Origin of the sequence: Actinoplanes sp. SE50/110 (genome assembly GCF_900119315.1) — a bacterium.
Taxonomy (GTDB): Bacteria; Actinomycetota; Actinomycetes; order Mycobacteriales; family Micromonosporaceae; genus Actinoplanes.
Genome location: NZ_LT827010.1, coordinates 7,730,522 through 7,756,142, shown reverse-complemented (window position 1 = coordinate 7,756,142; position 25,621 = coordinate 7,730,522). Strand labels below are relative to the sequence as shown.

Annotated in this window: 22 protein-coding genes and 1 pseudogene; 12 read left to right on the top strand and 11 right to left on the bottom strand. The window is 71.1% G+C overall.

Features of this window, described 5'->3' with window-relative positions; all coding sequences use genetic code 11:
- The first annotated feature begins 48 nt into the window (after positions 1-48).
- Together ACSP50_RS34590 and ACSP50_RS34585 are read left to right on the top strand one after the other, a co-directional pair.
- Positions 49-1,335: a sensor histidine kinase gene (locus tag ACSP50_RS34590; protein ID WP_014693970.1), complete on the top strand. Its 1,287-nt coding sequence runs from the start codon at positions 49-51 to the stop codon at positions 1,333-1,335.
- Positions 1,287-1,925 (top strand): response regulator transcription factor, encoded by a 639-nt coding sequence (locus ACSP50_RS34585; protein ID WP_014693969.1) that lies wholly within the window; start codon positions 1,287-1,289, stop codon positions 1,923-1,925. The genes ACSP50_RS34590 and ACSP50_RS34585 overlap by 49 nt, the downstream gene beginning before the upstream one ends.
- Before the next feature lie 131 nt (positions 1,926-2,056).
- On the opposite strand, the gene ACSP50_RS34580 is transcribed toward ACSP50_RS34585, so the two are convergent.
- Positions 2,057-3,115, bottom strand: a complete 1,059-nt coding sequence (locus ACSP50_RS34580; protein ID WP_014693968.1) for an oxidoreductase — start codon at positions 3,113-3,115, stop codon at positions 2,057-2,059.
- A gap of 21 nt (positions 3,116-3,136) precedes the next feature.
- Positions 3,137-4,837, bottom strand: a complete 1,701-nt coding sequence (locus ACSP50_RS34575) for an alpha/beta-hydrolase family protein (RefSeq protein ID WP_014693967.1) — start codon at positions 4,835-4,837, stop codon at positions 3,137-3,139.
- Positions 4,838-4,990: 153 nt separating this feature from the next.
- Here ACSP50_RS34575 and ACSP50_RS34570 point away from each other — a divergent pair, with 153 nt between their 5' ends.
- Genes ACSP50_RS34570 through ACSP50_RS34555 form a run of 4 tightly spaced genes read left to right on the top strand, consistent with a single transcriptional unit; the run spans position 4,991 to position 9,858 of the window.
- The gene (locus ACSP50_RS34570; RefSeq protein WP_014693966.1) at positions 4,991-6,793 is read left to right on the top strand and encodes a sensor domain-containing diguanylate cyclase; all 1,803 of its coding nucleotides are present in this window, start codon (positions 4,991-4,993) and stop codon (positions 6,791-6,793) included.
- A 14-nt stretch (positions 6,794-6,807) separates the two neighbouring features.
- Positions 6,808-8,514 carry an acyl-CoA dehydrogenase gene (locus tag ACSP50_RS34565; protein WP_014693965.1) on the top strand — a complete coding sequence of 569 codons (1,707 nt, stop codon included), beginning with the start codon at positions 6,808-6,810 and terminating at the stop codon, positions 8,512-8,514.
- Between the two features lie 9 nt (positions 8,515-8,523).
- Positions 8,524-9,483: a non-homologous end-joining DNA ligase gene (ligD, locus tag ACSP50_RS34560; protein WP_014693964.1), complete on the top strand. Its 960-nt coding sequence runs from the start codon at positions 8,524-8,526 to the stop codon at positions 9,481-9,483.
- A 39-nt stretch (positions 9,484-9,522) separates the two neighbouring features.
- Positions 9,523-9,858, top strand: coding sequence for a hypothetical protein (locus ACSP50_RS34555; protein WP_014693963.1), 336 nt, complete (start codon positions 9,523-9,525; stop codon positions 9,856-9,858).
- Here the strand turns inward: ACSP50_RS34555 and ACSP50_RS34550 are convergent.
- Both ACSP50_RS34550 and ACSP50_RS42815 read right to left on the bottom strand, forming a co-directional pair.
- Positions 9,822-10,880 carry a LacI family DNA-binding transcriptional regulator gene (locus ACSP50_RS34550; RefSeq protein ID WP_014693962.1) on the bottom strand — a complete coding sequence of 353 codons (1,059 nt, stop codon included), beginning with the start codon at positions 10,878-10,880 and terminating at the stop codon, positions 9,822-9,824. The two genes, ACSP50_RS34555 and ACSP50_RS34550, sit on opposite strands and share 37 nt — an antisense overlap.
- Positions 10,881-10,915: 35 nt before the next feature.
- Positions 10,916-11,194: a hypothetical protein gene (locus ACSP50_RS42815; RefSeq protein ID WP_155123716.1), complete on the bottom strand. Its 279-nt coding sequence runs from the start codon at positions 11,192-11,194 to the stop codon at positions 10,916-10,918.
- Between ACSP50_RS42815 and ACSP50_RS34545 the strand changes: the two genes are divergently transcribed.
- From ACSP50_RS34545 to ACSP50_RS34535, 4 genes are all read left to right on the top strand, one after another.
- On the top strand, positions 11,193-11,393 hold the full coding sequence (locus ACSP50_RS34545) for a hypothetical protein (RefSeq protein ID WP_155123715.1): 201 nt from the start codon (positions 11,193-11,195) through the stop codon (positions 11,391-11,393). The genes ACSP50_RS42815 and ACSP50_RS34545 overlap by 2 nt on opposite strands.
- Positions 11,369-12,877, top strand: a complete 1,509-nt coding sequence (locus tag ACSP50_RS34540; protein WP_014693960.1) for an alpha-N-arabinofuranosidase — start codon at positions 11,369-11,371, stop codon at positions 12,875-12,877. Before ACSP50_RS34545 ends, ACSP50_RS34540 begins: the two co-directional genes overlap by 25 nt.
- Before the next feature lie 178 nt (positions 12,878-13,055).
- Positions 13,056-13,373: a cellulose binding domain-containing protein gene (locus ACSP50_RS44470; RefSeq protein ID WP_014693959.1), complete on the top strand. Its 318-nt coding sequence runs from the start codon at positions 13,056-13,058 to the stop codon at positions 13,371-13,373.
- Positions 13,374-14,672, top strand: coding sequence for a beta-1,3-glucanase family protein (locus ACSP50_RS34535; protein WP_014693958.1), 1,299 nt, complete (start codon positions 13,374-13,376; stop codon positions 14,670-14,672).
- Between the two features lie 66 nt (positions 14,673-14,738).
- Here ACSP50_RS34535 and ACSP50_RS34530 read toward each other — a convergent pair whose 3' ends face one another.
- Positions 14,739-15,953 carry a hypothetical protein gene (locus ACSP50_RS34530; protein ID WP_014693957.1) on the bottom strand — a complete coding sequence of 405 codons (1,215 nt, stop codon included), beginning with the start codon at positions 15,951-15,953 and terminating at the stop codon, positions 14,739-14,741.
- Positions 15,954-16,180: 227 nt separating this feature from the next.
- On the opposite strand from ACSP50_RS34530, the gene ACSP50_RS34525 reads away from it, so the two are divergent.
- On the top strand, positions 16,181-20,239 hold the full coding sequence (locus ACSP50_RS34525; protein WP_231956777.1) for a beta-galactosidase: 4,059 nt from the start codon (positions 16,181-16,183) through the stop codon (positions 20,237-20,239).
- 21 nt (positions 20,240-20,260) lie between these two features.
- On the opposite strand, the pseudogene ACSP50_RS44465 reads toward ACSP50_RS34525, so the two are convergent.
- From ACSP50_RS44465 to ACSP50_RS34505, 4 genes and pseudogenes are all read right to left on the bottom strand, one after another.
- Positions 20,261-20,460 (bottom strand): annotated as a pseudogene (locus tag ACSP50_RS44465) (YbiU family protein).
- A 127-nt stretch (positions 20,461-20,587) separates the two neighbouring features.
- Entirely contained in the window at positions 20,588-21,103 is a 516-nt protein-coding gene (locus ACSP50_RS34515; protein ID WP_014693955.1) for a hypothetical protein, read from the bottom strand.
- Complete coding sequence (locus tag ACSP50_RS34510; RefSeq protein ID WP_014693954.1) at positions 21,100-21,726, bottom strand: TetR/AcrR family transcriptional regulator; 627 nt, start codon at positions 21,724-21,726, stop codon at positions 21,100-21,102. Before ACSP50_RS34510 ends, ACSP50_RS34515 begins: the two co-directional genes overlap by 4 nt.
- Before the next feature lie 185 nt (positions 21,727-21,911).
- Positions 21,912-22,859, bottom strand: a complete 948-nt coding sequence (locus ACSP50_RS34505) for a GlxA family transcriptional regulator (protein WP_014693952.1) — start codon at positions 22,857-22,859, stop codon at positions 21,912-21,914.
- Positions 22,860-22,899: 40 nt separating this feature from the next.
- Here ACSP50_RS34505 and ACSP50_RS42810 point away from each other — a divergent pair, with 40 nt between their 5' ends.
- Positions 22,900-23,073, top strand: coding sequence for a hypothetical protein (locus tag ACSP50_RS42810; protein WP_014693951.1), 174 nt, complete (start codon positions 22,900-22,902; stop codon positions 23,071-23,073).
- A 60-nt stretch (positions 23,074-23,133) separates the two neighbouring features.
- On the opposite strand, the gene ACSP50_RS34500 is transcribed toward ACSP50_RS42810, so the two are convergent.
- Entirely contained in the window at positions 23,134-24,831 is a 1,698-nt protein-coding gene (locus ACSP50_RS34500; protein ID WP_014693950.1) for an alpha/beta hydrolase, read from the bottom strand.
- Positions 24,832-24,897: 66 nt separating this feature from the next.
- Positions 24,898-25,581 carry a SemiSWEET transporter gene (locus tag ACSP50_RS34495; RefSeq protein WP_014693949.1) on the bottom strand — a complete coding sequence of 228 codons (684 nt, stop codon included), beginning with the start codon at positions 25,579-25,581 and terminating at the stop codon, positions 24,898-24,900.
- Between the last annotated feature and the right edge of the window lie 40 nt (positions 25,582-25,621).

The following is a 25,621-nucleotide window of genomic DNA, read 5'->3' as shown; positions in this document are numbered from 1 at the left end:
GGGCTGGCACTACCGACAAGCGGGCGGGAACGCGGCAGGATGATGCGCATGGACTCGCGTGACTGGATCCGGAACGGGCTCCGGGCCGTGCTCGGCGGGCTGCTGGGCATTCCGCTGGCGGTGCTCAACCTGGTGCTCTTCGCGTTCTCGGTGATCGCCCTGATCCTCAGCGTGGTGCCCGGGCTCGGCTTCGTCGCGTTCCCGGCGGTGACCCGGCTGGTCCGCGCCCGGGCCGACCTGGCGCGCCGGCTCGACGGCCGGGTCGGCCTGCCGATCGCGCGACCCTACAAACCCGCACCCGAGCGCGCCCGCCTCGGCGGCTGGCGGCACTACCGGTGGATCCTCACCGACCAGGCCACCTGGCGCGACCTCGCCTGGCTGGTCCCGGGCGCATCGATCGGCGCCGTGCTCGGCGCGTTGATCATCGCGCTGCCGCTGTACGGCCTGGAGGGCATCCTGCTCGTCCCGTTGTGGGTCTGGCTCGGCACAGGGTGGTACGGATACGGGGTCATCTGGCCGTTCGACACCGTCGGCGACGCGCTGCTCTCCCTGCCGCAGGGCACGCTGTTCCTGATCATCGGGGTGGCCGCGGCACCCTACCTGCCGCGTTTCGGCGCGCTCTTCGACCGGCTGCTGCTCGCCCCGACCCGCAACGCCGAGCTGCGCCTGCGGGTCAGCCAGCTCACCGTCACCCGGGCCGACACGGTCGACGCGCAGGCGGCCGAGCTGCGCCGGATCGAGCGGGACCTGCACGACGGCGCCCAGGCCCGGCTGGTGTCGCTGGGCATGACGATCGGCCTGGCCGAGGAGATGGTCGAGGCCGACCCGCGCGGCGCGCGCCGGCTGCTGGCCGAGGCCCGGGAGAACAGCAGCGCCGCCCTGGTCGAGCTGCGGCACCTGGTACGCGGCATCCACCCGCCGGTGCTCGCCGAGCGAGGGCTCGACGGCGCGGTCCGGGCGCTGGCCCTGGCGCTGCCCATCCCGACCACTGTGGAGGCCGTGCTGCCCGGCCGGCTGGACACGCCGGTCGAGTCGGCGGCCTACTTCGCGGTGGCCGAGGCGCTGGCCAACACCACCCGGCACAGCTTTGCCCGGGTCGCCCAGGTGGAGCTCCGGCACACCGGGAACGCCCTGGTCATGCGGGTCAGCGACGACGGGCTGGGCGGCGCCGACCCGACCGGCGGCACGGGCCTGCGGGGCATCGAACGCCGCCTGGCCGCCTTCGATGGCACGATGAGCCTGTCCAGCCCACCGGGCGGACCGACCGTTGTGACCATGGAGTTGCCTTGCGTGTTGTCCTCGCCGAAGATCACGCCCTCCTCCGGGACGGGCTGACCCGCCTGCTGACCGCGCACGGCTGTGCGGTGGTGATCGCTGTCGACAATGGACCGGCGCTGCTGCCGGCCCTGGTCGAGCACCGACCGGACGTGGCCGTGGTCGACGTGCGGTTGCCGCCGACCTTCACCGACGAGGGCCTGCAGGCGGCGATCGCGGCCCGCGGCGTGCTGCCCGGCATGCCGGTGCTGGTGCTCAGCCAGCACGTCGAGCCGCTGTACGCCCGCGAGTTGCTCTCCGACCGCAGCGGCGGGGTCGGCTATCTGCTCAAGGACCGCGTCTCGCACGTCGCCCAGTTCGTCGACGCGGTCCGCCGGGTGGCCTCCGGCGGCACCGTCATGGACCCGGAGGTCGTCCACCAGCTTCTGGTCCGCCGCCGGTCTCCGCTGTCCGCCCTGACCGCCCGGGAACGCGAGGTCCTCGGGCAGATGGCCGAGGGCCGCTCGAACGGCGCGATCGCCGCCAGACTCTTCATCGGGGAGAAGGCGGTCAGCAAACACATCAACAACATCTTCACCAAGCTCGACCTGCCGCCGTCGGACGACGACAACCGCCGGGTCCTCGCCGTCCTCACCTACCTGAACCCCTAGTCCCGGCCCCCGCACCCCTGACGTGCACCCCTGACCTTCGGTGGCGCGGCCCGCCCGGAGCCGGCGACGTATGAAGGGCTGCCGGCCGGCCGGCCCGCGGGAGGAACGAGAAGCGGCGCCAGGGCCGGCCACTAGAAGGAGAGACGGGCGACGCGGCCCTGTTCGCCGGAGGCCCAGCAGGCCAGCCGGGTGCAGGCGACCGCGTCGAAGCTGCCGGTGTCGAATCGGTGCCAGGTGACCCCGGCGTTCCAGGAGATGTCGCTGCCGGTGGGGCCGACGGCGAGGGCGATCGGCCCGGCGGCCCAGGCGACGCCGGAGCGGTATTCGCCGGGCGGGGTGGTGGCGGTCGTCCAGGCACGGCCGTTGCGGGTGAAGGCGGCTCCGGCCGGGGCCGCGGCGGGAGCGGTGTAGTCACCTCCCACGGCCAGCCCGTTGCCGGAGTCGCCCGAGGAGGGGCCGTTGCGGGAGTCGCGGAAGGCGAGCCCGTAGATTCCGGCGCTGGGACCGCTCGGGATCCCGGTGGTGGTCACCTGCCACGTCCGGCCGAGGTCCCGGGAGCTGAACACCCGGGAGGTCGCGCCGCCGCCGGTGGCGAAGTAGGCGCGCCCGCCGGCCGAGACCAGGCAGGTGCCGCTGGCGGCGAAGGCGAACTCGCCGTCCTGCGCGGCCGGCATTCCGGTGTCCGGGAGGACCGACCAGGTGCGGCCGCCGTCGCCGGTGGCGAGGATCCGGAACCTGCCGCCGACCGGATCGGACAGGGCCAGGCCGTGGCGGCGGTCGAGGAAGGTGAGGCAGTCGTAGAAGGCGGCGGCGTCCTCGTTCTGGAACGAGCGGGTCCAGGTGTGGCCGCCGTCCGCGGTGGTGTAGATGCGCGAGTCGGTGCCGGTGCCGATGGTCAGGGCGACCGCGTGCCGGGCGTCGAACGCCTCGATGTCGCGGAACTGCAGGGCGGCGGCGTCGGCCGGGCCGACCGAGATCCACGTGCGGCCGCCGTCGACGGTGCGCAGAATGGTTCCGGCGCTGCCGGCCACCCAGGCGACGGTGGCGCTGACCGGGGCCAGACCGCGGAACCGCGCCGTCGTCCCGGTCGGGGTGAGTTTCCAGGAGGCGGGGGCGGCGGAGGCCGGCTGGGGAGTGGCGAGCGCCGCGACGACAGCCAGAACGATCGACAGGCTTCGTTTGAACGTCATGCTTGCACAACCTACCGAAGGCTAGTTGCCGAGTTTGGCGCGCAGGCGGACGGTGTCGGCCACGGTCCAGCCCGGCGGCGGGGCGACCGTCGCCCATCCGTCCACCGTCCCCGACTTGTAGACGTGCCCGTGTCCGGTCGGCGCCTGGTTGGCGAAGACCAGGTCGCACGTCGTCTGCCAGAACGTCACCCACGGGAACCAGTGCATGGACGGCATCACGTCCGGCCCCCGGTCGCCGCGGAGCCACGGCGGCCGCTTCCAGAGCAGGCTCCAGTTCCACCAGACGATCGGGTCGGACGAGTTCTGCAGGTACACCACCCGAGGCCGGACGCCCGCCTGGTCCCGGAGTTCCTCCGCGGTGTCCGCGAAGCCGACCGGCAGCGACGGGTACACCGGGTCCCACACCGGCGACCTGCCGGCCCGGTCCCGGGTGAGCCGCCGGTGGATCGGGTTGGCGAAGGTGGGCCCCTCCATCAGCACCCCGTCCGCCCCGTTCACCAGGCCGGCCGCGTCGCCGTAGGTGGCCTCGATCCCGTATGTGCCGAGGCTCTCACCGAACAGCAGCAGCCGGGGCCGGTGGTCGGCGGGCAGCGTCGACCAGCGCGCCCGTACCGCGGTGATCAGGGCGGACGCCGCGTCGACCACCTCGGAGCGGTCGCCGAGGAAGGCGATCCAGCTGGGCAGGTACGAGTACTGCATGGAGACCAGGGCGGTGTCGCCGGCGTACATGTATTCCAGCGACTGGGTCACCTTGTTGTCGACCCATCCGGTGCCGGTCGGGGTGAACAGCGCCACCACCGAGCGCTGGAAGGCGCCGGTCCGGTCCATCTCGCGGACGATCAGGTCGGCCCGGTCACGCATGGTGCCGGCGGAGGCGAGCCCGGCGTACAACCGGATCGGTTCCTGTGCGGGCCGGCCCACGAAATCGGTGAGCTCCTGCCGGCTGGGGGCGCTGGCGACGAAGTTGCGGCCCTGCCGGCCGAGGGTGTCCCAGCCGACCAGGGATTGCGAGCTGCCGGAGCGCAGCGCCGAGGCGGGCACGTGCACCCCGTTGCCGGTCCCGCTGTTGATCACGGCGGCGGACCGGTCGGCGACCGCGAACAGGTGGGCGACCAGCAGGCCGTCGAACGCGCCGTAGCTGAGCACGGCGACCACCACGGTGCCGGCGCAGTAGGCGGCACGGTCCGGCACGATCAGCCGGAACACCTGGGCGCAGCCGTGGGTGGCCAGCCGCAGGGCGCGGGCGATCAGCAGAAGCAGCCCGAAGGTGAGCAGGCTGGCGCCGACGGTGCGGACGATGTCGTACTCCTGGGCCGGGGCCATGCCCAGCCGCATCCGCAACTCGCGCTGCCAGCGCACGCCGAGCACCAGGCAGGTGGCGATCATCGGGAGCAGCAGCACGGCCAGCACCCGCCACCAGATCCGCACGACGCGGGGGGAGAACCGGAAGCGGAGGCGGATCAGCGCGCCGATCGCGGTGCCCAGTGCGTACCCCATCGCCGCGGTGATCCCGGCGACGACGCCCTGCAGGATGCCGGTGCGGGGGAGCAGGGACGGGGTGAAGGCGAGGCTGAAGAAGACGGCGGCCAGCCCGGCGCCGGTGAGGCTGAGCGGGGCCCGGATGATCCGCCGGGGGTTCGGGACGGGGATCGCCGCGAACGGTACGGCGGGCCGGCGGGGCCGCGGGATGCGAGCTCTCAGCGACGCGGGTGAAACCTGCATGCAGTGCTCCGATCATCGACGGGGGAACGCCGGATCCGGTTACCACTCCATCATCAGGGGTCGATGGGCGCCAGCGCGGCCGGCGTTTTGCCGCCGCGGGTTCATTCAGCCGGGGCTTCCGCTGCCGATGACAAGCAGTGAGGAGGAGGCTCGATGCGGGTACGGAACTGGATCGCGGTGGTGGTCAGCGTGCTGCTGCTGGCGGCCGCCGGCGGTATCGCGATCGTGGTGAACCGTTCGGCGCTGAACGCCGCCGACGCGGTGCATCGCGCTGACAGCACCGAGCTGGGCACCAACAACGCCACCCTGACCGGGCAGCTTCAGCTGCTGTCCGCCCAGGAGCTGGCCCAGGTGCTGGCCGAGCACGTGTTCCGGCTGAGCGCCGGCGATCCGGCGGACCAGGCCCTGCTGGTCGCGGCGGCGATCAAGAGCAGCACCTTCCAGTACGGGATGATGCTCACCGACGCGAACTTCCGGCCGCTCACCGCCAGCCGCAGCTCCGGCATGCCGCCGGTCACCGCCGCCGGCTGGGCGCCGCTGATCAAGCAGTTCAAGGCCGGCCGGCAGGTCGGCTTCTCCTCGGTGATGACCGTGGACAGGATCCCGCTGGCCGCGGTGGCGGTGCCGATCGTGGTCAGCGGCGCGATCGTCGGATTCCTGGTCGGCTTCAACCAGGTGGCCGCCACCTCGCTGCAGCACTACACCGAGCAGCTGGCCGACGAGAGCCACCGGACGGACGTGGTGGACACCGCCGGCACGATCGCCGCGAGCAGCGAGCAGGGCACGGTCGGGAAACGGATCGACGATGCGATCATCGACGCGCTGGGCCACCCCGGCACCCGGTTCGTGGAGTACCGGTCCGGGTCGGTGCCGATGATCTCGGTCCTGGTGGGCGGCCTGCCGAGCGGGTACACCTACGTCCGTACGCAGACCAAGTCGTCGTTCGACGGTGCGGTGCACCGGCGCAGTCAGACGGTCAATTTCACCCTGCTCGCCATGCTGCTGATCGGTGTGGTCGGCATCTCGGTGCTCGGTTACCGCACCCAGATCCAGCGGCGCCGGGCCGACGAGCGGTTCCAGGCACTGTTCCAGCACGCCCCGGACATCGTCACGGTGATCGACCGGGACGGCCGGATGATCTTCACGAGTCCCAGTTCGGCGGCGATCCTCGGTTTCGAGCCGGGCCTGCTGACCGGGCACAGCGTCTTCGACATGGTGCATCCCGACGATCAGTCGGCGATGCGCGAGAAGCTGACGGCGCTGGTCGCCGACCCGGCCGGGGTACTGCGCCTGCAGTGCCGGGTGCGGGCGGCCACCGGGCACTACCGATGGTTCGATTTCACCGCCTCGAACCAGATGGCCAACCCGGCCCTGAACGGCGTGGTGATCAACGCACGGGACATCTCGGAGAACCGGGCGTTCCAGGAGCGGCTGGCGCACGAGGCGCAGCACGACCCGCTGACCGGCCTGCCGAACCGGCGCCGGATGCAGGACGCGCTCAGCTCCACGCTGCGCCGCGACCCGGTGGCCGTGCTCTTCGTCGACCTGGACGGGTTCAAGCCGGTCAACGACGCGTACGGGCACGAGGCCGGCGACGAGTTGCTGCGTCAGGTGGCCGATCGGCTCAGCGGCTGCATCCGGGCCGGGGACGTGCTGGCCCGGGTCGGCGGGGACGAGTTCGTGGTGCTGATGCCCGGCGTGCTGGGCCCGAACGACGTGGCCGCGATGGCGAACCGGGTGCGGGCCGTGGTGGAGATGCCGTTCCGGATCGCCGGCCGGCACATCACCATCGGCGCCAGCGTCGGGGTGCACCTGGCCGGTCCCGCGGAGGATCCGGATTCCGCGCTGCGCGCCGCCGACCACGCTATGTACGAGATCAAGCGGTCCGGCGGGAGCCGTGCCCTGCGGGAGGCGCTGGCGAGTGTCGGGAGGCACCGCGCGCCCGACGAAGGTTAGTGCACACTGGGTGCATGAATTCTAGGGTGCTGTCCCGGCGTGATCTCGACTTCCTGCTCTACGAATGGCTCGACGTCACGTCGCTGACCGCCCGGGAGCGGTTCGCGGATCACTCCCGGGAGACGTTCGACGCGTTCCTCGACGTGTCGCAGCAGATCGCCGAGCGCGACTTCGCCCCGCACAACCGCAAGAGCGACCTGAACGAGCCGACCTTCGACGGTGAGCGCGTGACGATCATCCCGGAGGTCGGCCACGCGCTGCGGGTGTTCGCCGAGTCCGGGCTGCTCGGCGCGACCATGGACGCCGAGCACGGCGGGCTGCAGCTGCCGCACGTGGTGCAGCGCGCCTGCTTCCTCTGGTTCCAGGCGGCGAACACCGCCACCTCCGCGTACGCGATGCTCACCGGCGGCAACGCGCACCTGCTGCTCGCGCACGGCACGCAGGAGCAGATCCGGCGGTACGTGCACCCGATGATCGAGGGGCGCTACACCGGCACGATGTGCCTCTCCGAGCCGCAGGCCGGTTCGTCCCTCAGCGACGTCAGCACCAGGGCCGTACGACAGGAAGACGGCCTCTATCGGTTGACCGGCGGCAAGATGTGGATCTCCGGCGGCGATCACGAGCTCAGCGAGAACATCATCCACCTGGTGTTGGCCCGGGTCGCCGGCGCGCCGCCCGGGGTCAAGGGCCTGTCGCTGTTCATCGTGCCGAAGAAGCTGGACAGCGGCGAGCGCAACGGGGTGACGCTGGCCGGGCTCAACCACAAGATGGGTTACCGCGGGACCACCAACACCGTGCTGGCCTTCGACGATGCGCTCGGTGAGCTGGTCGGCGAGGAGGGTCGCGGCCTGCAGTACATGTTCCACATGATGAACGAGGCGCGGATCGGGGTCGGCTCCGGCGCGGTCGCTCTGGGCTACACCGGCTATCTGCACGCCCTCGCCTACGCCCGGGAGCGGCAGCAGGGGCGGCCGGTCACCGCGAAGGACCCGGCCGCGCCGCCGGTCCCGATCATCGACCACGCGGATGTACGCCGGATGCTGCTGGCCGGCAAGACCTACGTCGAGGGCGGTCTGGCGCTGGTCCTGTACGCCGCGAAACTGCTGGACGAGCCGTCCCCGGAGCACAGCCTGCTGCTCGACGTGCTGACCCCGATCGTCAAGGCGTGGCCCTCGCAGTGGTGCCGGCTCGCCGACGACCTGGCGATCCAGGTGCACGGCGGCTACGGCTACACCCGGGAGTACCCGGTCGAGCAGTTCTACCGGGACAACCGGCTGAACTCGATCCACGAGGGCACCGACGGCATCCAGGCGCTCGACCTGCTCGGCCGCAAGGTCACCATGCACGGCGGCGCCGGCCTCACCCTGCTGCTCGACCGGATCCGCGCGGTCGCCGCCGCGTCGCCCGCCGACCTCGGTGACCCGGTGCGGAAAGCCTGCGACCGGCTCGCCGCGACCACCGCGAAGCTCTGGGCCGATCCGGCGACCGCGCTGGCCAACGCCACCGCCTACCTGGACGCCGCCGGCCACCTGGTGATCGCCTGGATGTGGCTCGAACAGCTGGCGGCGGCCGGGGACCGGCCGGGCGACTTCTACGCCGGCAAGCGGCTCGCCGCGAGATACTTCGTCACCCACGAGCTGCCCCGGATCGGCCCGATGCTGGACCTGCTGGATTCGGGCGACACGCTGCTTCTCGACCTTGAGGACGCCTGGTTGGGTTAGGTTCGACGCATGGCCGGTAAAGCCACCGTCATCGAAGTCGGCGACCACGACGTCCGGGTCTCCAACCCGGACCGGGTCTACTTCCCGGAGCTCGGCGCCACCAAGCTCGACCTGGTCGAGTACTACCTGGCGGTGAGCGACGGGATCGTCCGCGCGCTGCGTGAGCGCCCCTGCATGCTGCACCGCTTCCCGGACGGCCTGGCCGGGGAGAAGGTGCACCAGAAACGGGTGCCGAACGGCGCACCGCCCTGGCTGGAGACGGTCCGGGTGACATTCCCCCGCTACCACCGGTACGCCGACGAGCTGTGCGTGACCAAGCCGGCCGACGTGATCTGGGCGGTCCAGATGTCCACCGTGGAGTTCCACCCGTGGAACTCCCGGCGGGCGGACACCGAGTGCCCGGACGAGTGGCGCATCGATCTGGACCCCATGCCGGACTGCCCGTTCGACACGGTCCGCCGGGTCGCCCCGATCGTCCGCGAGGTTCTCGACGAGCTCGGCATCGCGGGCTACCCGAAGACGTCCGGCGGCCGGGGCCTGCACATCTACGTCCGGATCGAGCCGCGGTGGGGCTTCTCCGACGTACGCCGCGCCGCGCTGGCCTTCGCCCGCGAGGTCGAGCGCCGCGCCCCGCGGGACGTCACCACCACCTGGTGGCGCAAGGACCGCGACCCGTCGGCGCTGTTCATCGACTACAACCAGAACGCCCGCGACCACACCATCGCCAGCGCCTACTCGGTCCGCGGCGTCCCGGAGGCCACCGTCTCCACCCCGATCACCTGGGACGAGATCGCCGGCGTCCAGCCGCGCGAGTTCACCATCCGCACCGTCCCGGCCCGCTTCGCCGAGCTCGGCGACCTGCACGCCACCATCGACGACGTCCACCACCGTCTGGACACCCTGCTGGAGTGGGCCGACCGTGACGAACAGGCCGGCCTGGAAACTCCCGAGGAACCGGAGGGAACCTGACCCGGACCGGACCTTGCGGCCGGTGGGCACGATCGGCTCATGCGTCAACCGTCGGAGCAGGTGCGGGCCGGGGCCGGGGTGTTCGCCCGGTCCGGGGTCCTGTTGGCCCTGATCGCCGTTCTCACCTGGGCCGGCGAGGGCGTCAACGGTGTCTGCTCCCGCGACGACGGGGCGGTTGCCGGGCTGGCGACCGGGGTCGTGATCGCGGTACTGGGTTATCCGCTGCTGCTCGTCGCCGGGTTCCGGCGCACCCGGCGTAACCGGGCCCGGCGCGGTCTGCTGATCGGCTGGTCAGCCGCCCTGCTCGTGGCTGTGGCTCTGATCCTGGCGGCAGGAGATCACGTTCGCGGGCTCCCGGCCGGCTGCCCGGTCTGACGAGTACGACCGGCGGTGCTCTCCCGGATGATCAGCTTGTGCGGGGCGCGCAGCTCCAGGGCCGGCGGCGGGGTCGGGCTGTCGATCCGTAGCAGCAGGCGTTCGACGGCGGTGGTCGCGATCATCTCCTTGTCCGGGGAGATGGTGGTGACCGACGGGTTGGCGTAGGCGCCGTCCTCGATGTCGTCGTAGCCGATCACCGCGACGTCCTCCGGCACCCGCAGCCCGCGCCCCACCAGCGTGTGGATCGCCCCGAGCGCCACCAGGTCGGAGTAGCAGAAGACGGCGTCCGGTGGGTCGGCCCGGTCGAGCAGATGGGCCATCGCCTGGGCGCCGTCCCTGCGGTTGAACCGGGGCGTGCCGATGATCAGGTCTTCGCGGGCGGCCAGCCCGCGCGCGGTGTGTGCCTCGCGGAAGCCGCGGGTGCGCAGCTGGGCCGCCTCGCCGCTGGCGTAGGGCTGGTCGCCGATCGCGGCGAGCCGCCGCCGGCCGAGGTCGAGCAGGTGTTCGGTGGCCTGGCGGGAGGCGGCCACGTCGTCGATGCCGACGTGGTCGAAGGTGCCGTCGCTGCTGCGTTCGCCGAGGACGACCAGCGGAAGGTGCGGGTCGTGGTCGGCGAGCGCCTGCTGGTCGAGGCCGAGTGGGCTGAAGATGACGCCGTCGAAGAGCAGCCGGCGGGAGCCGTGGGCGATGAACGCGCGCTCGTGTTCCGGATCGCCGTCGGTCTGGTCGATCAGCACGTTGTAGCCGCGCGCCCGGGCCGCCCGCAACACGCTCTGCAGCAGCTCGGAGAAGTACGGTGTGTCCAGGTACGGCACGACCAGTGCGATCTGCCCGGACCGCCCCTGGGCCAGGTTGCGGGCGAGCACGTTGGGCCGGTATCCGAGTTCCTCGACGGCGCGCTGCACCCGGGACCGGGTCCGTTCGGTGACGTTCGCATACCCATTGACCACGTTGGAGACGGTTCGGCTGGAAACCCCGGCCAGCTCCGCCACGTCACGTAGCGTGACTTCTCGACGCAATGTGCCCCCTCCGACCGCGCCAAGCTTCCGGCAGGTTACCCCTCGCCGTCGATGGACGTCCGTGCCTGCTGTTCGAGCACTACTCCCCGGCGTTCGAGGATCCGCTGGTCCGCCAGAGTGTGCTCCGGGTGGTCGGGTTCGGGCTGGTGCAGACCCCGGTGATGATCGGGATGGCGCTGCTCGCGGCGCCCGGCCCCGGTCACCGTGCTGTTGTTCTCGATGGCCGCGTCGTGGAACAACTTCTTCCTGCCGCTGGTGATGCTCAGCGACGACCACCTCTTCCCGCTGACCGTGGGGTTGCGGACCTGGTACATGTCCGCGATTCTCGGCAACGGCGGCGAGGCGCTGTTCACCGTGATCGTGACCGGCGCGCTGGTGGCCATCCTGCCATTGATCGCCGCCTTCCTGCTCCTGCAGCGTTACTGGCGTGGTGGCTCGACCATCGGCGCCGTCGAACAGGCTTCTTCGCTTCGGTCAGAGGGAACAACATGCTCCGTGCGCGTGTCGCATTGAATCCGGGCGCCGTCGTGGCCCCGGTCAACCGCCGGACCTTCGGCTCGTTCGTCGAACACCTGGGCCGCTGCGTCTACACCGGCATCTACGAGCCCGGCCACCCCGGCGCCGACGAGGACGGCTTCCGCACCGACGTGCTGGCGCTGGCCCGCGAGCTGGGCGTCACCACGATCCGCTACCCGGGCGGCAACTTCGTCTCCGGCTACCGCTGGGAGGACGGCGTCGGCCCGCGCGATCAGCGACCCCGCCGCCGTGACCTCGCCTGGCGCAGCATCGAGACCAACGAGGTCGGCATCGACGAGTTCGCCCGCTGGGCGCGGAAGGCCGACGTCGAGATCATGTACGCGGTCAACCTCGGCACCCGCGGCGTCCAGGAGGCGCTCGACGTGCACGAATACGTCAACCACCCGGAGGGCACCGCGCTCTCCGAGCAGCGTCGCGCGAACGGGGCGGAGAAGCCGTACGGCATCAGGATCTGGTGTCTCGGCAATGAGCTCGACGGGCCCTGGCAGATCGGGCACAAGGCCGCACAGGAGTACGGGCTGCTGGCCGCCGCCACGGCGCGGGCCCTCAAATCCGCCGAACCGGACCTCGAACTCGTCGTGTGCGGCAGCTCCAGCTCGACCATGCCGACCTTCGGCGCCTGGGAGTCGACGGTCCTGGAGCACGCGTACGACGTGGTGGAATACGTCTCCTGCCACGCCTACTACGAGGAGCACGACGGCGACCTGGGCTCCTTCCTGGCCAGCGCGGTCGACATGGACCACTTCGTGAACAGCATCGTGGCCACCGCCGACGCGGTCGGCGCCCGGCTGAAGAGCACCAGGAAGATCAACCTGTCGTTCGACGAGTGGAACGTCTGGTACCTCTCCCGGTTCCAGAACGCGCCGCTGCCGAACGAGTGGGAGGTCGCCCCGCGGGTCATCGAGGACCGGTACAACGTGGCCGACGCGGTGGTGGTCGGCAACCTGCTGATCTCGCTGCTCCGGCACAGCGACCGGGTGACCGCGGCCTGCCAGGCCCAGCTGGTCAACGTGATCGCCCCGATCATGACCGAGCCCGGCGGCCCGGCCTGGCGGCAGACCATCTTCCACCCGTTCGCCCGCACCGCGGCGCTGGCCAAGGGCGAGGTGCTGGAGACCCGGGTGGACAGCCCGACCTATCAGACCGCCAGATACGGCGAGGCCGACCTGGTCGACGCGGTGGCGACCCACGACCCGGCGACCGGCGACGTGACGCTGTTCGTGGTCAACCGGTCGCAGGACGGGCCGGTCGAGCTGACCGTGGACCTCGCCGCCTTCGGCGCCGGGCTCGCGGTCGGCGAGTCGGTCACTCTCGCCGACGACGATGTACGGGCGGTCAACACCCGCGACGACCCGGAGCGGGTGACCCTGCACCCGACCGCCGGCATCACCGTGGACGGCACTACGGTGACCGTCCCGCTGCCGCGAGTGTCCTGGACGGCGCTGCGCCTGAGCCGCTGACGTCGTGGCGCATCGGTTCTCCCCGATGCGCCACCCGGTCTTCCGGCTTTCGGCGAAAAATTGTTATCCGCCACCGGAAAAAACGTCGACGTTAAAGCAACCTTAAACGATGCCCGGGATCGGCCTCCGGCTTCCCATAATGGGAGGCCCCGCACCGATCTCCCGGAGGCTGTTTCCGATGCGCCGGAAAAGAACATTCCTGCTGACCTCGCTGGCGACCGTCGCCGCGCTCGGCACCGCCTGGTTCGCGCTGCCCGCCTCGGCCGCGTCCGCCACAGCCACCCTGCGTACCGTCTCCGACTGGGGCTCCGGCTGGCAGGACGAGGTGGTCGTGAGCAACGACGGCCGGTCCGCGATGACCTCCTGGAAAGTCGAATTCGACCTGCCCGCGGGCACCTCGATCGGCAGTTTCTGGGATACCGACATGGCGGCCGCCGGCAGTCACCGCACATTCACGAATCGTAGTTGGAACGGCGCGATTCCGGTGGGCCAGTAGGTGACGTTCGGCTTCGTCGGGTCGGGCGCGCAGCCGGTGAACTGCAAGCTGAACGGCGCCCCCTGCGGCGACTCGGCCCCGGTGCCGGTCCCCACCACCGTCCCCGCTTCCCCCACCGCGCCCGCCACCCCTGCCGTCCCCGCCACCTCCGCTCCCGCTACTTCCGGTCCCGTCACCACCTCCGCCCCGGCCACCATCCCGCCGAGGGAGGCTCTGCTCCCGGTCACGGTGACCAACAAGACCGGCCGCGGCGACGCCGTCCATCTCTACGTCCTCGGCGTCAACCTGGACACCGGCAAACTCGGCTACGTCGACCGAGCAGGCAGGTTCACCGCCTGGTCCGGCGGTGGCGCCGTCCCGCTCGCCGCCCCGGACGTCTCCATCCCCGGACCGGCCACCGGCGCCAGCACCACCATCAGGGTCCCGCGCAACCTTTCCGGCCGCCTCTACTTCTCGTTCGGCCGGAAACTCGACTTCCGCCTCACCCGGGACGGCCTGGTCCAGCCCGCCCCGTGGGCGGCCGGCGACCCGAACCACGACATCCTCTTCGACTGGAGCGAGTTCACCGTCAACTCCTCCGGCCTGTGGCTGAACAGCTCCCAGGTCGACATGTTCGCCGTCCCGCACACGGTCAGCGTCACCGGCGGCTCGGGCACGACCAGCTCCACCGGCACCCCGGTCGCGAACGGCCGCCAGCGGGTGATCGACGCGATCAAGGCCAGCCCCGACTTCGCCAGAAGCGTCGTCACCCGCTCCGACGGCACCGTCCTGCGGGTCCTGGCCCCCGGCAAGGCCGCCGACGCCGGCCTGATGAGCCCCACCTATCTGGACCCGTACATCGCCACCGCGTGGAACGCCTACACCGGCAGGACGCTCACCGTCACCCCGTTCACCGACCGACCCACGGTCAGATACCTCGGTCGTACGTCCGGGAACGTCATGTCCTTCACCGACCCGGCCGGCCGGGTGGTGGCGTCCTTCACCCGCCCCTCCACGGCCGACGTCTGGGGCTGCGACGGCGCCCTCGGCGCCCCGAACGACCAGGTCGTCGGCCCCATCGCCCGCACCCTGTGCGCTGCGCTGCAGCGCTCCACGCTGGGCCGCATCGACACCCAGCCGGCCGGTCGGGCCGCCGACTTCTACCAGGGCAACCCGGCCAACCTGTACGCCAAGGCCGTCCATGCCGCCATGCTCGACGGCAAGGCGTACGCCTTCGCCTTCGACGACGTCCTCAACCAGGAGTCCCTGGTCCACGACGGCGACCCCCGCACCGCGGCGATCACCTTCACCCCGTTCTGACCGGTACGCTCCGGCTCCGCACGGACGGGCCGCGCCGCAACCCGGCGCGGCCCGTCCGCCGTCGTTTCACCGGACCGTCGGGCGGCCCACGTCGATCCGGGTCTCCCCGGTCACCGAGGTGTCCCATCCGACGGCGACACCGGCGCCGTGCCGGATGGTCAGCGTCGGGCCGCCGCCCCGCAGGCTCGGCGTCCGCAGCCGGTCGGCGGCCAGACGCGCCACCATGCCGTCCGGGACGAGCACGCTGACGTCGACGCCGTCGACCGCCCGCCGGACCGCCTCCCGCAGTGCGGCCGTCGCCTCGGGCGTCCCCCCGGACCGGCGGTGGTCGAGGATCGCCTGTCGCACCGGGGGCAGTGCGACGACGGCGCCGAGGTCGGCGGTGCAGGACGGGATCCGGTGGGTGAACACGCTGTGCTGACGGCTTCCGGTGCCGATCGAGACGCCGCTGGAGCGGATGATCCGGGTCTGCATGCCGTCGGTGCCCGTGGCCCGCACCGGCTCGACGCTGTGGAACCACGCCTCGGTGTCGGCCGCCTCGTCGTAGTCGAGCAGCGACGCGACCTCGATCACCGGTCGCTCGACGGTGCAGCGGTGCACGACGTGCACCGTGGTGCCGCAGCCGTAGACCACGGCGCGGCTGTCGCGGATGGTCAGGTCCGCTATCGGACGCCGGGGCGCCGACCCGTCGAGGCCGCCGGCCGGCCCGGGAAGCGTCCGGATCTCCGGCTCGCCACGGTTCTCCAGCTGCTCGATCACGGTGTCGAGCAGATCCGTCATGCTCTCGGGATCGTCGTGCCACGCGTGTTCCACTGCGCCGAGCTGCCGGCAGGCCCGGTCGATCTCCCGCAGGCACGCTCGGATGTCGGTCCGGCGCAGCTCGGCCAGCCGATCGGTGAGCGCCTGCGGATCGGCGACCAGCGGCAGCCGTCCGACCCGGACGATCAGGTCGTCGAGCCTGTCGAGCCGGGTCTCGACGACCCGCCATTCCGCCGTCCCGCTCGGCGCACCGGCCGCCAGCGTCGCGGCGACGGAGCGGTCGAGCTCGCGGAGCAGGGTGAGCGGGGAGTCGGCCGCGGCGTCGGTCGTCGCGTCGGTCGTCGCGTCGGCAATCGCGTCGGCCGCCTGGTCGAGCGGTGACCAGGGTTGCGGGCTGAACGGCTCGACCGGCTGGGAGAGGTGCTGTTCATCGATCGCCGGTCCGGACGGGGAGGACCATGCGAAGGTGCGACCGGGCGGTCCGGTGGTGGGGCGCGGGGCCGGCCGGGCCATTTCCGACATGAACCCATTCTGGCGCCCCGATCGCGCTCTGGCCGGGAACTCGCCACGGAAGGCGCCGCTACCGGGCCGAGGCGGCGGGCCGTGGGCGCGCGGCGGCGGCGCAAAAGGCGAGAGCATGGCTTGTGCACGCGCGATATAGAAAGATATCGTTCGAGCTTGTCGGTATGTGTGCGGCTCGGCGGCAAGTGGAGGCTGCGATGAAGCATCCGGGTTCTGGCTCGCGATGGATGCGGATCTTGATCGGCGCCGCGCTGGTGGTGGCGATGTCTCCGGCGCCGGTGCACGCGGCGGCGGCCGCCCCGAAGCCGAAACTCGCCCATTCGGTCACCTTCGACGGCTATTCGTTCCTGATCGACGGCCGGCGCACGTACCTCTGGTCGGGGGAGTTCCACTACTTCCGGCTCCCCAGCCCGAGCCTCTGGCTGGACATCTTCCAGAAGATGAAGGCGGCCGGCTTCAACGCCACCTCGCTCTACTTCGACTGGGGTTACCACTCGCCGGCGCCCGGGGTTTACGACTTCACCGGCGTGCGGGACGTCGACCTGCTGCTCGATATGGCCCAACGGGCCGGGCTGTACGTGATCGCGCGACCGGCCCCGTACATCAACGCGGAGGTGGACGGCGGCGGGCTGCCGGGCTGGCTCACCACCAAGGACGAACAGAACCGCACCGACGACCCCAGGTTCGAGGCCCACGCCGACGAGTGGCTCACCCAGATCGACCGGATCCTGGCCCGGCACCAGTTGACCAACGGCACCGGCTCGGTCATCGCGTACCAGGTCGAGAACGAGTACTACACCGGTACCACAGCCGGCCGGGCGTACATGCAGCACCTGGAGGACAAGGCGAAGGCGGACGGCATCACGGTGCCGCTGACCGGCAACAACAACGGCACGTTCAACTCCGGGACGGGCGCGCTCGACGTCGACGGCCCGGACTCGTACCCGCAGGGCTTCAACTGCTCGAACCCGGCCGCGTGGCAGGGCGTGCCGGACATCAGCTACGACCACCCTGCCGGGCGGCCGCTGTACACGCCGGAGTTCCAGGGCGGCGCCTTCGACCCGTGGGGCGGCCCCGGCTACGACAAATGCGCGCAGCTGATCAACGACCAGTTCGCGAACGTCTTCTACAAGAACAACATCGCGGTCGGAGCCACCGCGCAGAGCTTCTACATGACCTACGGCGGCACCAACTGGGGCTGGCTGGGCATGCCGGAGAACTACACGTCCTACGACTACGGCGCGGCGATCCGGGAGACCCGCCAGCTCGATCCGAAGTACTACCAGGACAAGCTGATCGGCTTTCTCACCCAGTCGATGCCCGACCTGACCAAGACCGACAAGATCCCGGTTACCGCGCCGGACGACCCGGCGATCGTCGACACCGCCCGGCGCAACCCGGACACCGGCGCCCAATTCCACGTGCTGCGGCACAACGACTCGACCTCGATCGCGGTCGACCGGACCCACATCGCGATCGACTTCAACGCCCGGGCCGGCACCTCGTACACCTACGACGACGCCGATCCCGCCCTGCAGTACACCGGCGCCTGGTCGCATGTGTCGAACCAGAGCTACACCGGCGGCGATTACCACAACTCGGAATCGTTCTCGAACGTCGCCGGCGACTCGCTCGCCGTCGATTTCACCGGGACCGCGATCCGCTGGATCGGCTCCAAGACCAACAACCACGGGTACGCGGACGTCTACGTCGACGGCGCGAAGCAGGCGACCGTCGACACCTCGGGCAGCGCCGCCCAGGCCGTGCTCTACCAGGCGGCCGGGCTGGCGACCGGTCCGCACACCCTGAAGATCGTGGTGACCGGGACACACGCCGCCGGCTCGACCGACGACTTCGTGCCGGTCGACGCGATCGACCTGCCGCCGGCCGTGGCCACCGCCGAGGCCGTCTACCCGAGGGTGCCGCAGAAGCCGGGCACCGCGATCACCCTGAACGGCCGCGACTCGGACATCATCGTGGCCGACGCCAAGCTGGGCGACAGCCAACTGCAGTACTCGACGTCGGAACTGCTGACCGACGCCCGGATCGGCTCGCGCGACGTGGCCGTCCTCTACGGTGACCCGGGGACGGACGGCGAGACCGTGCTGCGCTTCGGCAGCAAGCCCGCCGTCCAGGTGACAGGCGGCCCGGTCGAGCAGACCTGGGACCCGGCGACCGGCGACCTGCGGCTCGACTACACCCACTCCGGCCTGACCCGGGTGTCGATCACCCCGGCCTGGGGGCACCCGCTGCAGCTCCTGCTGGCCGACAAGGCGACGGCCGAGACGTTCTGGCGGCAGGACACCGCGGCGGGGCCGGTGCTGGTCCGCGGCAGCCACCTGCTGCGCACCGCGACCAGCGCGGCCGGTGGCCGGGCACTGGCGCTGACCGGCGACAACGCGACTGACCCGACCATCGAGGTCTTCACCGCGGCGACCGCGATCCGGTGGAACGGCCGTCCGCTACGGACCCGGTCGGCTGGGCCCGGCAGTTTCACCGCCGCCATCCCGGCCGCCGCGCCCGTCACCCTGCCCGCCCTGACCAACTGGAAACACCAGGCCGAGTCGCCGGAGGCGCAGCCCGGCTTCGACGACTCGAGCTGGCAGGTGGCCGACAAGACCAGCACGTTCAGCGTGACCGGCCCCGGCTCGCTGCCGGTGCTCTACGCCGACGACTACGGCTTCCACACCGGCAACACCTGGTACCGAGGCCGGTTCCGCACATCGGCCGGGACCACCGGGGTGCATCTCAGCTCCGATTCGGGCGGCGGCGCGCAGGCCTTCTCGGCCTGGCTCAACGGCGTCTTTCTGGGCAGCTCGACGAGCGGCAGCGGCGACTTCACCTTCCCGGCCGGCGCCCTGCGGACGACCGGCGACAACGTGGTCTCGGTGCTGACCGTGAACATGGGGCACGAGGAGGACTACAACTCGAGCAACGGCAACAAGGCGGCCCGCGGCCTTACCGGGGCCTCGCTGATCGGCGCGCCGACGGCGCCGGTCACATGGCGCCTCCAGGGTGTCCGGGGCGGGGAACGCGAGATCGACCCGGTCCGCGGCCCGCTCTCGACCGGCGGCCTCTACGGCGAGCGCGCCGGCTGGTCGCTCCCCGGCTTCGACGACCGCGCCTGGACGTCGACGACCCTGCCGAACCGCGACACCACACCCGGCGTCTCCTGGTACCGCACGACGGCTGACCTGCGCCTGCCGGCCGGTCAGGACACCTCGCTCGGGCTGACCGTGACCGACGACCCGCCGCACCGCTACCGTGCCGAGCTCTACGTCAACGGCTGGATGATCGGCAACTACGTCAACTACCTCGGGCCGCAGCACAGCTTCCCGATCCCGAACGGCATCCTGCGTACCGACGGCCGCAACTCGATCGCGATCGCGGTCTGGAACCTGGACGGCTCGACCGGCGGCCTGGGCGCGGTCTCGCTCACCGACTACGGCAGCTACGCCTCGTCGCTGCGGGTGGCCGACGTTACCAGCCCGTCCTACGACCCGCGGAAGTACGCCCTGCCGGCCGCCCCGGACGTCCACGTCGATTTGCAGGTTCCGGCCAGCGTCCAGCCCGGCACGGCGTTCACCGCGACCGCGACGGTCACCGGTCCGCGGTCGGTCTCCGACGTCGTCCCGGCCCTCACCGCGCCGGCCGGCTGGACGGTCAGCGCCCCGAGCCCCGCCAGGACCCGTGCGCTGCCCGCGATCGTGACGTGGCAGGTCCGGCCGCCCACCGGCGCCCAGCCGTCGACGGCCGCGCTGACGGCGACCGTCGCCTACTCCGAGCGCGGCCGCCGCTCGACCGCGCGGGATGAGCGGATCGTCGGCGACTACTCCCCGCCGCCCGCCGGCTCGGTCGCGGTCAGCGACCTGCCGTTGCTCTCCGCCACCAACGGTTGGGGACCGGTCGAGCGGAACCAGAGCAACGGCGAGCAGGGCGCCGGTGACGGCAAACCGATCACCATCGCCGGTCAGACCTACGCCAAGGGTCTCGGTACCAACGCGGTCAGCGACGTCGCCGTCTACCTGGGCGGCAAATGCACCCGGTTCACCGCTTCGGTGGGCGTTGACGACGAGCAGAAAGGCGCCGGCACGGTCACCTTCACGGTGGCTGCGGACGGTAAGACCCTGGCGACCACTCCGGTCCTGAAGGGCGGGCAGGCGGCCGCCTCGATCGACGTGGACGTCACCGGGGCGCAGGCGCTCGACCTGGTGGTCGGTGATGGCGGCGACGGGAACGGCAACGACCACGGCGACTGGGCGACCCCCACCCTCACCTGTAGTTGAGTCCACGGCGGCCGGTTTCGTTCAGCTGCCGGGGCGGAACCGGTCGGGCCGGTCCTTCTCGTAGTCCTCGGCCGGGAAGTCGCTCGGGCTCGCGCCGGTCAGGAACGCCTCGCGCACGCTCTCCGCATACGCCTCGTTGCGTGGGCGCCACGGCGTAGCGGGATGTACATGACGTTGCCCCAGCCCTTCTGGTCCTGCACCGGCGCGACGCTGTGAACCATGTCGCAGTGCCATCAGACCGAGTCGCCGGCTCGCACATCCGGGATGCCGGACAGCGCCGCCATGAGGTCGGGGTACCGACCGGTGCGGGAAAGCGGTGACGATGCGAGCGATCGGATCGCGGTCGGATCAGCACGATGATGGGTCAAGGGCTGTCATCGGTAGCTTGTGGCCGTGGCGTAAGGCTCGGGCCCGGCGTCGGTAGACGGTGCCGGCGGCGCCGATCGAGGCGGCGAGGTAGATGTTGACGGTCAGAGCGCCTCCATAGGCGAGGATGGGCGCCTTCTGGAGGAAAGCGACCTCCGCCAGGTAGTGGGCGACCAGGCCGGCGAGGAAGAGCGCACAGGTGGCGACGCCGCCGCGGCGTACGGCCGCCTTCTGCTGCGGTGACCAATACACCCGCGCGGCGCGGCCGCGCAGCGCGCCGAAGAGTGCGCCGATGCCCGCCGAGACGACGAGGTATGCCCATACGGCGGGGGTGAGGGTGAACCACCACGCGTTGAGGATGATGATCAGAATTCCCATGCCGCCGATGATCAGCGGCGCGGTCGGCCGGCCCGCGATGCTCTTCTCCTTGAACTGACCTCGGAAGATCAGCACCAGCACGAGGGTCGGCCATGACACGGAGATGATCAGCGCGGTCATCGGCTTGCCGCCGCGGTGGGTGCGAAAAGGTGGTGCAGGACGGCGGTGTAGGCGTCGGCGTCGAGGTGGGCGGATCGCCGTGCGAGGCCGATGGCGAATGCGTCGATGGCGCCGCGCAGCGCTCTGGCGAGGTCGTCGGTGCCGGCCGGCGGAACGCCGGTTTCGGCGCGCGCAGCCTCGATCAGCGCCGAAAGATCGGCGAGTATCGCCTCGTCGACGGCGGCGCACAACGTGCGGACGGCGGAGACTCCGCTGGTGCGCAGGATGATCAGGGCGACCGTGGCCTGCCGGCGGGCGGCGATCCAGGCGATGTTGGTCGCGACGTACGACCTCAGTGCGTCAGCGGCGCAGGCCTCTTGCCTCACGGGACTCATCGCGTCGGCCGCGTCGCGGTAGATCGAGCGGGTCACCGCGAGCAGCAACTCCTCGCGGGACCCGAAGTGGTAGGCGATGGTGCCCTTGCTGGCGCCGGTGCGTCCGGCGATCGCTGCGAACGACGCGGCCTCGATGCCCGACTCGGCGATCAGATCGATGGTCGCGGCGGTGAGTTGGGCCCGCCGCTGTCGCTCGGTGAAGCTGGCGGCGTCCTTCGGTTCTCGCACCAGGTCGGTAAACGTTTGCATGGCGGACAACGTAGCACGATCGTCTCAATAATTGAACGGCTGTTCAGAAATTGATTCGCATGGTCAACCGATGCGCCGCCGCCAGGCTGGAGCCGACGTCGAACGGGTTCCCCATGCGGTCGGCCAGCGTGGTCCAGGCCGCGCCGTACTCCATCAAGCCCCGTCTAACTGGTTGAACGGCAGGTTCAGACCTTGGCCTTGAACGTGCCGCGGTAGGCCTGCGGTGTCGTGCTCAGGCGCTGCGTGAAGTGGTGCCGCAGCGTCTGGGCGCTGCCGAAACCCGACCGGTCGGCGATCGCGTCGATGCCCAGGTCGGTCTCCTCCAGCAGGCGGCGGGCGAGCAGGACGCGCTGGGCGGTGAGCCAGTCGTGCGGGGTGGCGCCGGTCTCGGCGCGGAAGCGGCGGGCGAACGTGCGCGGGGCCATGTGCACGATGTCGGCCATCGTGTCGACGGTGTGCTCCCGGTCCAGGGTCTCCAGCAGCAGCGTCAGCAGCGGCTGCATGGTCTCGCAGCTGACCGTGGGCATCGGTGTCTCGATGAACTGCGCCTGGCCGCCGTCGCGGTGGGGTGGGACGACCATCCGGCGGGCGATCTGGGCGGCGACCGCCGAGCCCTGCTCCTCGCGGATCAGGTGCAGGCCGCTGTCGATGGCTGCGGCCGTGCCGGCACTGGTCAGGATGGTGCCGTCAGCGACGTAGAGGACGTCCGGGTCGACCTCGGCCCGGGGAAAGCGGGCGGCCAGGGCGGCCGTGTGCAGCCAGTGGGTGGTGCAGCGGCGGCCGTCGAGCAGGCCGGCCTCGCCGAGGGTGAACGCGCTGGTGCAGACGCTCATCACCCAGGCGCCGCGGGCATGGGCGCGGCGCAGCACGTCGAGGATCTCGGCCGGGACCGGGCGCAGGTCGTTGGGGGCGACGGCGACCAGGTCGGCGGTCTCGGCGGGGGCGAGGTCGTGGGTGGGTGCGATGGTGAACCCGGGGCGGGACCGGACCGGTTTCGCGTCGACACTGCACACGGCGAAGTCGTACGCCGGGAGGCCCTCCGCGGAGCGGTCGTAACCGAACAGTTCACAGAGGACACCCAGTTCGAAGGGTGCCACCCCGGACATGGTCAGCACCGCGACACTGCGCAACATGTCCCCACGGTAACCGGAGGTGGCAGGATTTTGAAGATGTATGGCATTCCTGCCACTGTCCCGGGAGTGGTTCCGGGACGACGCTGGAGGCATGGAAATCGCGATGCTCGTCTTCTTCGTCCTGCTCCTGGCCGCCTCACTGGCCGGGCTGACCGCCGACAGCCGGGACAGCGCCGACTGGAAACCCACCAACGACGGCCGCCGCGCCGCATGACGCGCGGCAGGGGAGGGCCGCCGGACCGCACCGGTCCGGCGGCCTGCGGAACCGGCTGACTCAGCCCAGGATCGACTTCGGCCGGAGGGAGACCACCGGCGGCAGCCGCTTGCCGTGCACCGCGGCGGCCGCGGCCACCCGGGTCGCCACCGTGCCCGGGTCGATCGGCTCGGTGAACGGCTGGTGCTCGGCCGCGCAGACGGTGCCCTTGGCCGGCAGCGTGCCGTTCAACAGGTACCGGTCGATCGCGGCGGTGGCGCAGTCACCCGTGCCGTACGCGGTGTGACCCCAGTTGTCGCTGCTCAGCAGCCGCGAGTTGGGCAGCGTCCGGCTCACCGCCACCGAGGAGTCGTAGTTGGTCGCCGGATCCCAGAAGCTGCCGACGATCAGCACCGGGGCTGCGGTCCTGTGGTTGAACGGGCCGCGGTACGCATCCTCGTCCCGCACGGTCCACGTGTCGCGGGCGCACGGGGTGTCGATGTAGCCCCAGGCCCGGCCGAAGTACGGGGCCTGCTTGTCACGGGCCGCGGTCGCCGCCGGCCAGGTCGCGGCGTTCTTCGGGTGGGTGCCGTCGGTGCAGATCACCGCGGTGCCGGCTTCGAGACCGTTGTCGTACGGGAAGTCGTAGCCGACCGATCGCGCCGCCTTGATCCGCTTCAGCAGGGTCGTGCGTGCCGCCGCCACGGCCGCCGGCGAGTCACCCTTGATCAGGGCGGCCACCTGCGCCGCGGTGTCCATCGCGCTCTCCCCGGCGTACGTCGAGTAGAGCCCGCCGAGCACGGCGCTGACGAAATCGGCGTACGTGATGGTGTACGTCCCCGATTCGTCGGTGATCACCAGCGGCTTCGCCTTGAGGCTGGCCGCGATCGCCGCGAAGTTCTTCTCCGGGTCACCGGCCGCGAACGAGCAGTACTTCTCCCCGGCCCTGTCGCAGCGCTTGAAGATCTCTTTCAGGGCGCGGTACGCACCGTCGGCCGAATGCAGACGGGCATCCAGGATCTGGTTGCCCGCGGCGCCGGCCCCGACCCAGGCCCGCGGATCGAGGTTGCCGTCGATGACGAGCGCCCGGAACCTGTCCGGGAACAGGTTGGCGTAGTACTCACCGAGCGCGGTGCCGTAGCTGAAGCCGAGATAGGTGAGCTTCCTGTCGCCGACCGCGCGGCGGATCACGTCCATGTCGCGGGCCACCTCGGTGGTGGACACCGCGCCGGACAGCGGTTTGCCGGTCGACGAGCACGCCTTGCCCAGGGCGCGGGCGCCCGCGACGTACGACGCCTCCTGCTTCCTTCCCAGCGGGAACGCGATGTTGAGCTGGTCGACGACCGCGGTCTGGTCCTTGACCGTCTTGAAGCAGCGGATGTTGGCGCTGGCGCCGATCCCGCGCGGGTCGACGCCGACGATGTCGAACTTCTGCAGCAGCTCGTCACTGAGGAAGTCCGATGCGCCGAGCGCGAAGTCGGTGGCCGAGCCGCCCGGGCCGCCCGGGTTGACGAACAGGCTGCCGATCCTGTGTTTCTGGTCCTTGGCCTTCACCCGCAGGACGGCGATCTCGGTCTTCGCGCCCTGGGGCCGGTCATAGTCGAGCGGCAGCTGAACGGTCGCGCACTCGGCGATCGCGTAGCATTTGTACCAGCCGAGCTTCGGGGTCGGAACCGCGTCGACCCCGGTGGCCGCCGCTTGGGCGGGGACGGACACGCTCGCGGCGAGAGCCACACCGGCAATTCCGGCGGCCGCGAAACGTGATCTGGAGAGGTGCATGAAGAGCCCCTTTCTCACGAGGCTCGCATCGTAGGAGACCGATGCACGCACCTTCCCCGATCGTGGTCAGACGCCGGTCACGGCCAGACTGCGGGTGATCACCGTGTCCCGCCACTGCGGGGTGCCGAACGCGGCGGGGTCCACCGTCGTACGCCGGCCGGTCAGCACGAAGCAGACCGTGACCGCGCTGACCACCCCGACCAGAGCGGACGCCCAGACCGCCGGCTGGCCGGTGCCCAGGCCGTAGACCAGCCAGGCCGAACTGGCCGCCGTGGCCAGCCGGAATCGCGCCGCGGACAGTCCCGAGATGTCCTGGGCGCGGTCGCGCAGCAAGGCCACCGGCTGCGGCAGCGCGGACAGCAGCGACGAGAGCGCGAGCACCGTGCCGAGCAGCGCGCCGGCCCGGGCCGCGGTGACGTGCGGCAGCAGCACGCTCGACGCCGCTGCGCAGATGGCGAAAAAAACCGGCCCGGCGATGCTCGCGGCACCCCGCAGGTTCGGCCGGCCGGCCAGCAACGCGATCAGCACGGCGACCCCGGCGATCAGGTTCAGTGTGTTCGACACCACCTGGATCCGGTCCCCGATCAGCAGCCCGTAGGTCAGCCAGCCGGCCGGCATCGCGACCGAGAGCAGTACCGCGGCCGGGGACAGTCCGCCGGTGCGGCGCCGAACGCACGAGAGGAAGACCTGGGGCCAGGCGATGGACATGGACAGGGCGGCCCCGAGAAGGCCGAAAGCGTGCGCAGACATGATCCGATTCCGAGTCGGGGGCGTGGAGTCACCCTCCGCA